The following is a 13,780-nucleotide window of genomic DNA, read 5'->3' as shown; positions in this document are numbered from 1 at the left end:
TTTGCGATTTCGGGCCGGTGCGGCCGGTCGGGTTTCCATTCCGTCACGAAATAGCTATGAAGCCGGGGCAAGCAAGCCAACCGCGCCGATTCCGGTGCAGCCTCCTCTCTCACGGACCTGTCCATGCGTTTGTCGCAGTTTTTCCTGCCCATCCTGAAAGAAAATCCGCGTGAGGCCGAGATCGTCTCGCACCGGCTGATGCTGCGTGCCGGCATGATCCGCCAGCAGGGGCAGGGCAGCTTTTCCTGGCTGCCGCTGGGCAAGCTGGTTCTGGACAAGGTCTGCCGCATCATCCGCGAGGAGCAGAACCGCGCCGGCGCGCTGGAAATCCTGATGCCGACCATCCAGTCGGCCGATCTGTGGCGCGAAAGCGGCCGCTATGACGACTATGGCAAGGAGATGCTGCGCATCAAGGACCGACAGGACCGCGACATGCTCTACGGTCCGACCAATGAGGAAGTGGTCACCGAGATCGTGCGCGCCTACGTCAAGTCCTACAAGGACCTGCCGCTCAACCTCTACCATATCCAGTGGAAGTTCCGCGACGAGGTGCGGCCGCGCTTCGGCGTCATGCGTTCACGCGAGTTCCTGATGAAGGACGCCTATTCCTTCGACCTCGATTTCGAGGGCGCCAAAGCAGCCTATAACAGGATGTTCGTCTCCTATCTCAGGACGTTCACGCGCATGGGGCTGCAGGCGATCCCGATGCGGGCCGACACGGGGCCGATCGGCGGCGATCTCAGCCATGAATTCATCATCCTGGCCGACACCGGCGAGAGCCAAGTCTATTGCGACCGCGAGTATCTGTCGCTCCAGGTGCCCGGCGAAAACACCGACTTTGCCAACGACGGCGAGATCGCCGACATCGTCAAGACCTGGACGACACCCTACGCCGCCACCGACGAGATGCATGACGAGGCGGCCTGGGACAAGCTCGGCGAAGCCGAACGGGTCTCGGCGCGCGGCATCGAGGTCGGCCACATCTTCCATTTCGGCGACAAATATTCCAAGCCCATGGGCGCCAAGGTGACCGGGCCCGACGGCAAGGATCATTTCGTCTCCGGCGGCTCCTACGGCATCGGGCCGTCGCGCCTGGTGGCGGCGATCATCGAGGCCAGCCATGACGATAACGGCATCATCTGGCCGGACGCGGTGGCGCCGTTCGACATCGGCCTGATCAACATGAAGGTGGGCGATGCCGACTGCGACCGGGTCTGCGGCGAGCTCTATGCCGCCTTCACCGGCGCCGGCAAGGACGTGCTCTATGACGACACCGACCAGCGGCCGGGCGGCAAGTTCGCCACCGCCGATTTGATCGGTCTGCCCTGGCAGGTGATCGTCGGCCCGCGCGGCGTTGCTGCCGGCGAGATCGAGATCAAGAACCGCAGGACCGGCGAGCGCGAGACGCTGCCGGTCGCGGAGGCCAGGAAACGCTTCGGTGCAACCGCATGAGCGAAGCCGCGGCAGCGAAATCTCCGGTCGCCAAATCTCCGGTCGGCAAGTCGCCGGTCGCCAAGTCTCCAGTCGCTGGCCCGTTCTCCATGTTCGAACGCATGGTCGCCTGGCGCTATTTGCGGTCGCGCCGCAAGGAAACGGTGATCTCGGTCATCGCCTCGATCTCCTTCCTTGGCATCATGCTCGGCGTCGCCACGCTGATCGTCGTCATGGCGGTGATGAACGGGTTCAGGGCTGAGCTTCTGACCCGCATCCTCGGCGTCAACGGCCATCTGATCGTCCAGCCGCTGGATTCGCCGCTTGAGGACTATGCGCAGGTTGCCGCCCGCATCAACGGCGTGGCCGGCGTCAAATACGCCATTCCGCTCATCGACGGCCAGGTGCTGGCGCAAGGCAATGTCGGCGGCGGCATGGGCGCGCTGGTGCGCGGCATACGTGCTGAAGACCTCGGCAAGATCGCCATAGTCGCCCAAAACGTCAAACAAGGCACGCTTGACGGCTTCGATTCCGGCGAGGGCGTCGCCATCGGCAAGCGCATGGCGGAGAATCTCGGCCTCGTGCTCGGCGACACCATCACGCTGATCTCGCCGGAAGGCGATGTGACGCCGATGGGCACGACGCCGCGGCTGAAGGGCTACAAGGTGGCGGCGATCTTCGAAGTCGGCATGTCGGAGTATGACAGCTCCATCGTCTACATGCCGTTTTCGGAAGCCCAGCTCTATTTCAACATGGACGGCAGGGCGCAGACGATCGAGATCTATGTCGACAATCCCGATAATGTCGACGCGCTGAAACCGCTGGTCGACGTGGCGGCGCAGCGGCCGATCGACATGGTCGACTGGCGCCAGCGCAACGAGACGTTCTTTTCAGCACTGCAGGTCGAGCGCAACGTCATGTTCATGATCCTGACGCTGATCGTGCTGGTGGCGGCGCTCAACATCATCTCCGGCCTGATCATGCTGGTGAAGGACAAGGGCCACGACATCGCCATCCTGCGCACGATGGGCGCATCGCGCGGCGCCATCCTGCGCATCTTCCTGATGACGGGCGCGGCGATCGGCGTCACCGGCACGCTCGCCGGCGTGCTGCTCGGGGTGCTGATATGCACCAACATCGAATCGATCCGCCAGTTCTTTTCCTGGATGACCGGCAAGGTGCTGTTCAATCCGGAGCTCTACTTCCTCAGCCAGCTGCCTGCGAAGATGGACCCGCGCGAGACAACCTATGTCATCCTGATGGCGCTCGGCCTGTCTTTCCTGGCAACCGTGTTTCCGGCGTGGCGGGCCGCCCGTCTCGATCCGGTCGAGGCCTTGAGATACGAATGAAGTCCGAGATCATTATCGAGCTGAAGAGCGTCGAGCGGCACTATGTCCAGGGGCCGCGCAAGCTCACCATTTTGAACGGCGCCGATTTTTCGCTGAAGCGCGGCGAGATGGTGGCGCTGGTGGCGCCATCGGGCACCGGCAAGTCGACGCTTTTACACACAGCAGGGCTGCTTGAGCGCCCCGACGCCGGCGACGTCATTTTGGCCGGCCGCGCCTGCGGACGGCTTTCCGACGACGAGCGCACCGCGATCCGCCGCAACGATGTCGGCTTCGTCTATCAGTTCCATCATCTGCTGCCGGAGTTTTCGGCGCTCGAAAACATCATGATGCCGCAGCTGATCAAGGGGCTGTCGCGCAAGGAAGCGGCGGAGCGCGCGGCGCAACTGCTCGATTACATGCAGATCGGCAAGCGCGCCTCGCACCGACCGTCGGAACTGTCCGGCGGCGAGCAGCAGCGCGTCGCCATCGCGCGTGCGGTCGCCAACGCGCCCTTGCTGCTCTTGGCCGACGAGCCGACCGGCAATCTCGACCCGGTCACCGCCTCCTATGTGTTCGAGGCGCTGGGCGCGCTGGTCAAGCAGTCCGGTCTGGCTGCGCTGATCGCAACCCACAATCACGAGCTGGCCTCTCGGATGGATCGCCGGGTGACGCTGCAAGAGGGTAAGGTCGTCCCGCTGTAGGGCACGTCGATACTCAGGTGAGGCCGGCCTGCGAAAGGCGGCTTCCTGCGCTTCCGGTGCTCACGTACCCAAAAGTACGCTCCGCTCCGGTTCTCGGTATCCACCATTCTCGACTCGGCCTGACCTGAGTCTCGACATGCCCTGGGTCGGCGCTCGGCAAACGCGCATTTGTCTCGTCAACCTTTCCTTAACCCTGCCGAATTGATCGCTGCGATTTCCGGATAAGCCCGGATCGCGGTCGTTGACATTCGAACAAAATTAGAACAAATTATGAACATAGCAACAACAGGAGAGAGTTATGAGCGATCTTGTTCAGGACGTCGTTTCGTTGGTGTGCATGAGTGCGTTTCTCGTTTCCATGGCGGTCTGGATCGGCGCCATGTGATGGATCTGCGGTCCGCCGCAGTATGTTAGGGCGGGCAGGAGGGCGTTGCGCCGTTAAGCCTTTCTTGCCGCCATGACGCTAGGGTGCCCTGCCAAAGACGGGGAGCAAACGCCCAAGTGTCGCCAATCGTGACGGTCCTTCTCGTGGCCGGTAATCTCGGACTGATTTTCTTTTTGCTGACCGCGCCGCTCGGCTTGCGCACGGTGAGGCTCAGCCGCGTGGTGGCCATGGACCGGCAGCGCCTCTGGCAGGCGCTGTGGCCGCTCGGCGGCGATGCCGGCTGGTCAGGAGAGATACTCTCGGCCGAGCCGTTGGACGGGCAGGGCACGGCCCGCATCATGTTGTCTTGGGAAGGCCGTGACGGCCAGCCGATCGAGCGCAGGTCGCGCTTCGAAGACGTCGTCGAAGGCAGTCGTTTTTCGATGCGCGTTATCGAGGATACCGCCCTCGATGCTTCGTTCTGGAAGGATTTTTATGAGACCACCGAACTTGTTTCGGAAGGCGCCGCCACGCGGGTGACGCTCAGCCAGACCGACCGCTATCGCGGCGTCGCCTTCCTGGTGTTCCGCTACTTCGCCATGCGACGCGAGCTTGGCAAGCTGCAACATTGGGCGAGGACCGGACAGTATCGCAAGGGCGGCTGGTTCGAGCATCCGCTGAGCCAGGTCGGCTTTGCCATTCTGTCGGCCTTCATCCTGTGGCCGTTCTTCGGGCTCAATCGCGGTGGCTTTGCGCTGGCCTCGATCCTGACCTCAGTGGTCGCCCTGCATGAACTCGGCCATATGGCGGCCTTTCGGCTGACCGGTCATCGCAAGGCGCGGATGATCTTCATCCCGCTGCTCGGTGGCATCGCCATTGGCGGCCGGCCCTATGACAGCCGCTTCGAGGTCGCCTTCGTGGCGCTTATGGGTGCCGGCTTTTCCGCTTTCCTGGTGCCGCTGCTGATCGTCGCCAGCGGCTACGCGTCCGGCGAGGGGCATCGGCTGGCCGCGGCCCTTCTGGCGACGCTCGCAGGCTTTGCCGCATTGTTCAACATCGCCAATCTGGTGCCAGTTTGGAAATTCGACGGCGGCCAGGTGCTGCGCCAGATCTGCCCGGGTCCGATCATGCTGGCACTGGCCTCTTTTTCCCTGCTCTCTGCCTTGCTCGCGATCGGTTGGCTGGCCGGCTTTTCCCAAAGCTTTCTGCTGGTGGCGGGCGCTGTCTTTGCGATCCTCAGCCTGCTGACCGTGGGAAGCGGGGTAAAGCCGCGCCACGAGCTGAAGCCGATCCGCACCGTCGACCGTTTCGCCATGGCCGGCGCGTTGCTGGCAGTCTTCGCCATACACGGTTACGGGTTGTTGTGGGCCTCGGCGCGGTTGCTTTGAGCGTTTGATCAAGCCGAGGCGTCAGCCGGCCTTGCGCTCCGGTTCGGCAGAAATGCCTTCGGCCGCGCCAAAAACATCCTCGAAGGAAGACTTCAGCGCCAGGTCGAAATCGGTCATGGTCACGGGCAGGCCAAGATCGACAAGGCTGGTCACGCCGTGGTCTGGCACGCCGCAGGGCACGATGCCGCTGAAATGGCTGAGATCCGGTTCGACATTGACGGCGATGCCGTGAAAGCTCACCCAGCGCCGCAGCCGGATGCCGATGGCCGCGATCTTGTCTTCGGCCGGCGAGCCGTCGGGCAGGGAAGGGCGATCGGGTCGCACCACCCAGACGCCGACGCGGTCCACGCGGCGTTCGCCGCGCACGTTGAAGGCGGCAAGCGTTCCGATGATCCATTGTTCGAGCGCGGCGACGAAGGCGCGCACATCCTCGCGCCGGCGCTTCAAATCAAGCATCACATAGGCGACCCGCTGGCCCGGTCCGTGATAGGTGTATTCGCCGCCGCGCCCGGCGGCAAAGACCGGGAAACGGTCGGGGTCGATCAGGTCCTCGATGCGAGCGCTGGTGCCGGCGGTGTAAAGCGGCGGGTGCTCGACCAGCCAGACCATTTCGGCGGCCGCACCGGTGCGGATCGCCTCGGCGCGCGCTTCCATCAGGGCAAGCGCATCGGTGTAGCCGGTCAAACCGGGCTCGATGCGCCATTCGACGGATGCTGAACCGGGCAAGGGCAGGAAGGACGTGGCGATCTGGCTGCGTTCTGTCATGGCTTTTCGTTTTTCGCGCAATGCATGCCGGCTTCTGAAACCGCCTTGCGCCCTGGGGCGGAATGCATCTGCCCTTCATATGGCGGTATCAGGCTGAAACGTCCAGATATCAGCGCATTTCGGCCTTCCCCGCCGTTATGCCAATTCCCAGCGATTATTGCACGCCGCGCCCTTGTTTCGCCGGAAACGATTTGCTACACGCCGCGAGCCGGTTCGTTCCGGCTCCTACCACGGGCGGTCGTGGCGGAATTGGTAGACGCGCAGCGTTGAGGTCGCTGTGGGGCAACCCGTGGAAGTTCGAGTCTTCTCGACCGCACCATTGCCATGATTCAGTAAGTGGCTGATTTTAAAGTAAAATAGGCGGCTAGGCCGCCTTTTTTATTGGCAATTCGGTCAAAATTGCACTGCATGTTGCATCATGGGCAATTATGCGGCAAGCCGTTTCTGACAATAATGACCTGGAGCAGGGTCGAGCCGGACTGGAAGGTCGCCTCGGGGAACGGATCAGCTCTCAGCGCAAATCAACAACCGGCTTCGCTGACCCCTAGCTACTGCCTTAAGCCGTCATCACGACACGCCCAAAGGGGCGTCCCTCGATCAGATAGCGGAGAGCATCCGGCGCCTGGTTGAGCGGGAACGTCTTGGCGACGGTGGGCTGGAGCTTTTTTTCGGTCAGATATTCCCGGAGTTTCGCCTGTGCCGCGCCCAGCGTTTCCGGGGCGAACAGCCTCATCGTAAAGCCTCGGATCGTGGCGGCCTTCCAGATGATGTCGGTCACGTCGACTTCCGCCTCGCGGCCTCCGGCATAGCCGACAACGGCGAGCAGTCCGCCCTGGGCGAGTGACCCGACGGAGTCTTTTGTGAGCTTACCGCTTACGCAGTCGACAACGACGTCCACGCCCTTGCCGTCAGTAATGCGCATCACGCCGTCCTTCATGCTCTCCCTGGAAAGATCGATAACGTGTTCGTATCCCGCGGCCTTGGCCTGCTCGGTCTTGGCCGTCGTACTGGCCGTGGAAATGGCCTTCGAAGCTCTAAAGACCTTTGCGAGCTGCACCGCTTCCATGCCAACTGCACCGCCGACGCCCGGAGCAAGGATGGTCTGGCCTTGCTTGAATTGCGTGAATTCGGTGAGTACCAGATAGGCAGTCAGGTATCCTGCGCCCGCCAGGAAGGCAGCGGCGTGCGCGTCGTCAACATGGTCCGGTACTTTAGCCAGTCCGGCCGCGGGAGCGGCGACATATTCCCGCCAGGTGCCGTCAGCGACGAGGCCGAAGCCACGTCCGGTCACGAACACCCGGTCACCGACTGCGAAGTTCGCGGATTTGGATTCGACGACGATGCCCACACCCGTCTGGCCACCGATCCGCGGCAGGTTTTCGGCAGTTGCTGCGTAGAAGTGGCCGGACCGGAATGTGTTGTCGAGAGGGTTGATGCCGAACGCTTTCATGTCGACGAGAACCTCGCCTTCGGCCGCCTGGGGCTTCGGCAGGTCCACCACCCGGTTCTGATGGTAGTCGCCGTAAGCCTGATACTGGACTGCTTTCATGTCGAATTTCCTTCTGTGTCGGGATAAATGGTGATTGGAGCCCTCAGGCGGACTTCCGCGCGAGAAAAGCCTTGGCTGCGTGGGCGGCACCCCACAGGGATCCGGGGTTGATCCGGTCGGGGTAAAGCTCGATCATGTGATCATACAGCTCCTGCGCGGTGGCCGTCTGGCTATCGAGCCGATCGGAGGTCTCGACGTACTTCCGGGTGGCGACGAGATGCGCCGCTGCATGGTCTGGATCGAGCGGACCATGACCGACAACGACATGGCGCGGTTGGAGCGCGGAGATTTTGTCGATGGCGGCAATCCACTCCAGGCGTCCAGCATGATCGGACTCGCCAAGATACGGATGTGTGCCGTTGTAGGCAGCATCTCCCGCCACGACGAGACCTATCGATGGCACGAACAAACTGGTCGTGTGATCGGTGTCCGTGTGGCCGACCTCGATAGGAACGAGCTTGTCGCCTTCCAGCTCGAACCCGTCGGAGCCGACTTCGTCGGCGGCGACAAGCGTTTCAGGGATCTGGCCTGGAAATCGCTTCTCCCAGTTCTCGGCAACGAATTCGGGCGTAATGATCTTGCGCATCAGGGCGACGACCTGCGGCAGGGCGATCGCGCGGGCGGTTGGAAACCGTTTCAGAAGCAGTGCAAGCCCAAAAAAATGATCAGGATGGGCATGGGTGACGTAGATCCAGCGCAGGGTCTTGTGACGCGCCTCTATCCAGTCCGCGAGTTCGCTGTTCTGCTGGTCGCTGAGCACTGTGTCAACGAGAACCGCATCGCTGTCACCGTAGATGAGTGTGACCGCGTTCGATACCCATTTGAGGTCGTCCGTGCCGGACGGAACGCCTTGGGTTGCGCTAGCGCGCTTGCGGATAAACACGTCCCATTTCAGGGGTAGGGCACTCTTGTCTTTCGCCATGATCGCACTCCGACAAAGTGGTTTAATTTTGCAACTTGATTAGCTGTACGCGATTGGTTTAATTTTGCAACTAATTTTTTTCATGGTATGATCTGCCAGATCGTAGGGGCGGCCGTTGCCCTCGTGTTGAAGGGAACTGACATCTTGAAGGGAAAGCGCACAAATTTCGGGAAGAGCGCATGCGCCATAGCGCGCACTGTGGGCGAAATCGGAGACTGGTGGTCTCTGTTAATCGTTCGCAACGCATTCTATGGCACGCGTCGATTCAGCGACTTCCAGAAAAGACTGGGTCTAGCAAAGAACATTCTTGCTGCCCGCCTCAAGAAGCTGGTGGGCGAACGAATCCTTGAGATGGTCCCAGCTTCGGATGGCAGCGCTTATCAGGAATATGTGCTGACCGAAAAAGGCAGGGATCTGCATGTGATCATTGTCGCTCTCTGGCAGTGGGGTGAGAAGCACACATTCGAACCTGGGGAACTCAAGGCAAGCATGGTGGACAGCAAGCGCCACGAGGTGCTGCCGCCCGTGGTACTCAAGGCGGTGGACGGACGTGAACTCGACGGTTACGGATTTGAGTGGCAACGGTACGAGGGTGTTGATTTCCGCTGAGAGCTGACCCGGGGGGATGCGGATAAAAAGTTGGACTATTTATACGGTTAGGCCGAGTCTTCTTCGATATTCGACTGGACTTCGTGAGCCCAGGGATAATTTGATGCGCTTTTCATTGTACCATCGGATGTACGCGGCCGCTCTCCCTCCTCTCCGGCCTGCTCATCTGCGGCAGCTGCGTCGGGCGCTATGGCCTGTTCACACGAGACCGCTATGCCTGCCTCAACCACCAGCGCCGGGCCATCTGCGACAATAGCCGCACTATCACCCGTGAGAAGATCGAGCAGCGCCTACCCGCAACCAACACACTTCCAATGCGAACCGTCCGCATTTAGCTGCCATGAAGCGTGGAATTGTGGGGATCCTTAATCAGTATCCTTGCTACCGGGTCGCCAGACCATACGAGATCATACGAAGGATATAAGGTAGCTATCCATCCGCTAAGCCATTGTTTTTCTTGTAAGTTCCTACACCCTCCGGGCCTACCAATCTCGAAGGAAGGTGGCAAATCCGTGAGGACTCTGCGGCAGATCCCGGGCTTCTCAGTCGGCGATCCTCGACATGGGGTTCGTGGAGCGTATTCATATCTACCGAACCGGCGGCAAAATGCACTACCAATTGCACTACAAAAATTCAAAATATGACCGCTAACTATATGATTTATAACATTTAAATTTTTGTTCGCGTCTTCTCGACCGCACCAAAATTCACTCTCGATCCGTCGGTATCGCCGCCATCCAGAGCCAGACAGCGATCATGTCTCGACGTCCTGCTGTGTCTTGCGACCAGCAGCTCTCCCGCGAAGTGAGTACGAGCTCGGGCAGAAGTCATTTTTCCTCAAGCCATCGAACTTTAAAATCCTTTTTCTATCGAATTTGTAGAATTAGGCTTGAATAAGACCCCAGCACTGTTCGCCAAGTTCTGACGTCTTCGCCTCCAAAGTGACGATCGGCGCTTTGTACCAACCAAGACAACTCCGTTTTTCGGGGGTGCTCCGCCGATCGCTATGCGGCCGGCAAACGGCGGAGCTTTGCCAGCAGCCCGCGGTTTCAGAGGATAGAGGTTTCCATGACCAAGCTTGTCTCCGTAGATCAGATCATTCCGCAAGCCGATATTGTCCCGCTTACCGGACGTGTCGGCGCAGAGATCAGGAACATACGGCTTTCCGGCGACCTGCCGCAGCAGACGGTAGCGGCGATCAACCAGATCCTTCTGCGGCACAAGGTTGTCTTCTTCCGCGATCAGGCGCATCTCGACGACGTCGAGCAGGAGCGCTTCGCGCATCGTCTCGGCGACCTCGTGCCGCATCCGACCCAGGGTCCCGTCAAGGGAACGGCGTCCATTCTCGAGCTCGATTCAAGCCGTGGCGGCGGTCGCGCCGATCAGTGGCATACCGACGTCACCTTCGTAGACGCCTATCCGAAATTCTCCGTTCTTCGCGGCGTCGTCATACCGCCGGCCGGCGGCGACACCATCTGGTCGAACACGGCCGCGGCCTACCAGGACCTGCCCGAGCCGTTGAAGCTGCTCGCGGACAATCTCTGGGCGGTTCACAGCAACGTCTACGACTACGCTGCGGTCCGGCCGCGGGCGAGCGCCGCGGAAAGGAAGCACTTCGAGGAGGTCTTCACCTCGACGATCTACGAGACCGAGCATCCCGTTGTCCGCGTCCATCCCGAAACAGGCGAGCGCACGCTGTTGCTCGGCAATTTCGTGCAACGGCTGATCGGTCTTTCCAAGAGCGATTCAGCGCGGCTCTACGAGGTGTTCCAGTCTTATGTCACCGCACCGGAGAACACTGTTCGCTGGCGCTGGAAAGCCGGCGATGTGGCGATCTGGGACAACCGGGCCACGCAGCACTACGCAGTCAACGACTATGGCGATCAGCACCGGGTGGTCCGTCGCGCCACGGTCGACGGCGACGTCCCGGTCAGCGTCGACGGGCGTCGCAGCGTCACCCGCACCAAGGTTGCGAAGCCGGCGACCGACAAGGCTGCCTGAGCTCCAGGCCGCCTGAGGTCTGGGCCGCTTGAGGCGGGGTCGAACTTGAGGGGCCGCTGTTCAGGCGGCCTTCTTAGCCCGCGCCAGCGTATCGGCAACCACCACCCGAAGGGAGATACCGACCGCCACGTCGGCGTCGCAAATGGCGTGACCGACGGCGTTGCGCTTACCTATACTGCCCATGACAATTTCATCCAGGGGCATCGGGCATGTTGGGTAATTTTCGTGCGGTGGTCGTCGGTGGCGGCTGTGTCGGTGCAGGTATTCTTTATGGTTTGGCGAAGCGCGGCTGGAGCGATATCGCGCTGCTCGAGCGGACGCAGCTCACTGCCGGTTCGACATGGCATGCGGCGGGGCTGATACCCTCCTATGCCCGCAGTCTCAACGTCGGGCGGATGATCGCCAAATCCATTGAGATCTATGAGGGCCTCGAAGCCGAAACCGGCCAGAAGGTCGGCTGGCACAAATGCGGCCAGCTGCGCATCGCCAACACGCGCGACAGGCTCGACGAATACCGCAGCTATATCGATGTCGCCGAGGTTCAGGGCATACGGGCGCGGATCGTAGCGCCCGCCGAGGCGCGAGAAATCTGGCCGCTGCTCAACAACAGCGGCATGCTTGGCGCGCTCTATCACCCCGATGACGGTCACATCGCACCCGCCGACGTGACCCAGGCCATGGCCAAGGGTGCACGAGACCTCGGCGCAAAGATCCACCTCGGCACCGAAGTGACGGGATTCGAGCGGATGCCGGGCGGCGAGTGGAAGGTCAGAACCTCCCGTGGCGACATGGTCTGCGAACACGTAATCCTTGCCACTGGCAATTATGCACGCCAGACAGGCGCCATGCTGGGCCTCGACATTCCGGCAATTCCGATCGTGCATCAGTATTGGATCACCGACGCGGTGCCCGAAGTCGTGGAGCGCAAGCGGCAGGGCCTTCCGGAAATGCCGATCCTGAGGGACGAGGGTTACGAGGGCTATCTGCGTGAGGAGGGGGACGGGCTGCTGTTCGGCCCCTACGAGCGCACCGAACAGCTCAAGCTGTTCGCCGAAAATGGCGTGCCGGAATGGTTCGGCGCCGACCTGCTCGATGAGGATTTCGATGCCGTTTCCTGGAACTGGGAGCGGGCGACGGAACTCGTGCCCGCGCTCGGACGCGCCGGCATCAAGAGAAACGTCCGCGGACCGTTCCAGATGACGGCCGACGAGCTGCCGCTGATGGGGCCGGCCTGTGGGCTTGAGAACGTCTGGCTCGCCGAAGGCGTGCCGGGCGGCATCCTGTGGGGCGGATCGATCGGCCACTATCTTTCGGAGCGGATTGTCGAAGGCGGCAACAGCATCGATACGGCGGAACTGGATCCGAGGCGCTTTGGCGACCATGCCAACAAGAACTGGGCCCGGGAGAAGGTCCGGGAAGCCTGGGGCACCCACGCAACACAGCATTATCCGGGTCAGGACATGCCGGCGGCACGACCGCAGAAAACAGCTCCGTCCTACGACCTCCTGAGCCAGCTCGGCGCTGTGTGGGATGTGCTGAACGGCTGGGAAATGCCAAGCTGGTTCGCACCTTCGGGCGTCGAGGCTCGCAATTCGTACAGCTGGCGCTGGACGGCCAAGGGCACCTATGTCGGCGAAGAAGTCCAGGCGGTCCGGCAAGCCGTCGGTCTGGTCGAAATGACCCCGATGACGAAATTCGAGGTCAGCGGCCCGGGAGCCGAGCGCTGGCTCGACGGGATCCTCGCCAATCGCTTGCCGCGCCTCGGCCGCATCGCGCTCGCCCACCATCTCACGCCGGCAGGTGGCGTGCAGGCCGAATATGTCGTGGCGCGATTGCAAGGCGACCTGTTCTACCTCGTCTCGACGCCGCGCGCCGAGCGTTGGAACTACGACGACCTCAACCGGCTGCTGCCGAAGGACGGCAGCGTACAACTGCGCAACGTCACCAACGATCGCGGCAGCTTCACAGTGGTCGGTCCCAAGGCGCGCGACGTTCTGCAGCCGCTGACGGAGATCGATCTGTCGAACGAGGCTTTCCCCTGGTTCAGCGTGCAGTCGGCGACCGTCGGCCTGGCCAGCGACGTGCGGCTGATGCGTGTCAACTATTCGGGCGAACTCGGCTGGGAACTCTATCATCCGCTCTGCTATCAACGGCATTTGCTGGACGCGCTTCTGTCATCAGGTGAGGCGCACGGGCTCAGGCTGGTCGGGCTGCAGGCGCTGGAATCGCTGCGTCTCGACAAGTCTTTCCGCGCCATGTACCGCGACATGAACCTCGAACTGTCGGCCTGGGAGAGCGGTCTCGACCGCTTCGTCAGGCTCGACAAGGGTGACTTCATCGGCCGCGCCGCTCTGGGCGCGAAGCAGAAGCGGGGCCTGGCACGCCGGATCGTCACGCTGTCCATCGATACCGATGGCGCGAGCGCCTTTGCCTATGAGGGCGTCTATCGCGACGGCAGCCTTGTCGGCCGCGTCACGTCGGCGGGCTACTCCTACACGTTCGGCCATGACATAGCATTGGCGCTGCTGCCGCCGGAGCTTGGCACGCCCGGCACGGCGCTGGAGGTGTCAATTCTCGGCGAGCGGCGCCCGGCAACGGTGATTGTCGATTCTCCCTATGATTCGGAGGGTGCGCGCGGGCGCATGTGAGGGATCCATAGCACAGTCGTTGAGGTGCCCGCCGTCTGAACCTGACGCCGGAGGTTTTGAAAATCACGCCGCCT

At 61.7% G+C, this 13,780-nt stretch carries 12 protein-coding genes, 1 tRNA gene and 1 pseudogene; 9 read left to right on the top strand and 5 right to left on the bottom strand.

From position 1 onward, the window contains the following. Nucleotides 1-123 precede the first annotated feature (123 nt). From proS to ACWGTI_RS15440, 4 genes are all read left to right on the top strand, one after another. Entirely contained in the window at nt 124-1,452 is a 1,329-nt protein-coding gene (gene proS / locus ACWGTI_RS15455; protein ID WP_454587902.1) for a proline--tRNA ligase, read from the top strand. Further along, nucleotides 1,449-2,780, top strand: a complete 1,332-nt coding sequence (locus ACWGTI_RS15450) for a lipoprotein-releasing ABC transporter permease subunit (RefSeq protein ID WP_454587901.1) — start codon at nt 1,449-1,451, stop codon at nt 2,778-2,780. Before proS ends, ACWGTI_RS15450 begins: the two co-directional genes overlap by 4 nt. Further along, the gene (locus ACWGTI_RS15445; protein WP_454587900.1) at nt 2,777-3,460 is read left to right on the top strand and encodes an ABC transporter ATP-binding protein; all 684 of its coding nucleotides are present in this window, start codon (nt 2,777-2,779) and stop codon (nt 3,458-3,460) included. The genes ACWGTI_RS15450 and ACWGTI_RS15445 overlap by 4 nt, the downstream gene beginning before the upstream one ends. Before the next feature lie 501 nt (nt 3,461-3,961). Beyond that, nucleotides 3,962-5,212: a site-2 protease family protein gene (locus ACWGTI_RS15440; RefSeq protein ID WP_454587899.1), complete on the top strand. Its 1,251-nt coding sequence runs from the start codon at nt 3,962-3,964 to the stop codon at nt 5,210-5,212. Nucleotides 5,213-5,233: 21 nt separating this feature from the next. Here the strand turns inward: ACWGTI_RS15440 and lipB are convergent, their stop codons facing one another. After that, entirely contained in the window at nt 5,234-5,977 is a 744-nt protein-coding gene (gene lipB / locus ACWGTI_RS15435; RefSeq protein ID WP_454587898.1) for a lipoyl(octanoyl) transferase LipB, read from the bottom strand. Between the two features lie 234 nt (nt 5,978-6,211). Here lipB and ACWGTI_RS15430 point away from each other — a divergent pair. Continuing rightward, nucleotides 6,212-6,296 (top strand) — tRNA-Leu (locus ACWGTI_RS15430). A gap of 237 nt (nt 6,297-6,533) precedes the next feature. Here the strand turns inward: ACWGTI_RS15430 and ACWGTI_RS15425 are convergent. Then, a complete protein-coding gene (locus tag ACWGTI_RS15425; protein ID WP_454587897.1) occupies nt 6,534-7,526 on the bottom strand; it encodes a quinone oxidoreductase family protein in 993 nt (330 codons plus the stop codon). 43 nt (nt 7,527-7,569) lie between these two features. Continuing rightward, nucleotides 7,570-8,448, bottom strand: coding sequence for an MBL fold metallo-hydrolase (locus ACWGTI_RS15420; RefSeq protein ID WP_454587896.1), 879 nt, complete (start codon nt 8,446-8,448; stop codon nt 7,570-7,572). 144 nt (nt 8,449-8,592) lie between these two features. On the opposite strand from ACWGTI_RS15420, the gene ACWGTI_RS15415 reads away from it, so the two are divergent. After that, nucleotides 8,593-9,057 carry a winged helix-turn-helix transcriptional regulator gene (locus tag ACWGTI_RS15415; RefSeq protein WP_454587895.1) on the top strand — a complete coding sequence of 155 codons (465 nt, stop codon included), beginning with the start codon at nt 8,593-8,595 and terminating at the stop codon, nt 9,055-9,057. Between the two features lie 39 nt (nt 9,058-9,096). Here the strand turns inward: ACWGTI_RS15415 and ACWGTI_RS15410 are convergent. Then, nucleotides 9,097-9,192, bottom strand: a pseudogene (locus ACWGTI_RS15410) (IS3 family transposase); the annotation flags it as partial. Between ACWGTI_RS15410 and ACWGTI_RS15405 the strand changes: the two are divergent. After that, nucleotides 9,180-9,392, top strand: coding sequence for a zinc ribbon domain-containing protein (locus ACWGTI_RS15405; RefSeq protein WP_454587967.1), 213 nt, complete (start codon nt 9,180-9,182; stop codon nt 9,390-9,392). The pseudogene ACWGTI_RS15410 and the gene ACWGTI_RS15405 overlap by 13 nt on opposite strands. A 733-nt stretch (nt 9,393-10,125) precedes the next feature. After that, on the top strand, nt 10,126-11,058 hold the full coding sequence (locus tag ACWGTI_RS15400) for a TauD/TfdA dioxygenase family protein (protein WP_454587894.1): 933 nt from the start codon (nt 10,126-10,128) through the stop codon (nt 11,056-11,058). A gap of 60 nt (nt 11,059-11,118) precedes the next feature. Here ACWGTI_RS15400 and ACWGTI_RS15395 read toward each other — a convergent pair whose 3' ends face one another. Beyond that, nucleotides 11,119-11,241: a hypothetical protein gene (locus ACWGTI_RS15395; RefSeq protein WP_454587893.1), complete on the bottom strand. Its 123-nt coding sequence runs from the start codon at nt 11,239-11,241 to the stop codon at nt 11,119-11,121. 26 nt (nt 11,242-11,267) lie between these two features. On the opposite strand from ACWGTI_RS15395, the gene ACWGTI_RS15390 reads away from it, so the two are divergent. Beyond that, nucleotides 11,268-13,706, top strand: coding sequence for a GcvT family protein (locus tag ACWGTI_RS15390; protein ID WP_454587892.1), 2,439 nt, complete (start codon nt 11,268-11,270; stop codon nt 13,704-13,706). The last annotated feature ends 74 nt before the right edge of the window (nt 13,707-13,780 follow it).

This window comes from Mesorhizobium sp. ArgA1 (genome assembly GCF_053714375.1).
Note: the sequence above shows the minus strand (reverse complement) of the source record. Positions and strands in the feature narration are given on the sequence as shown.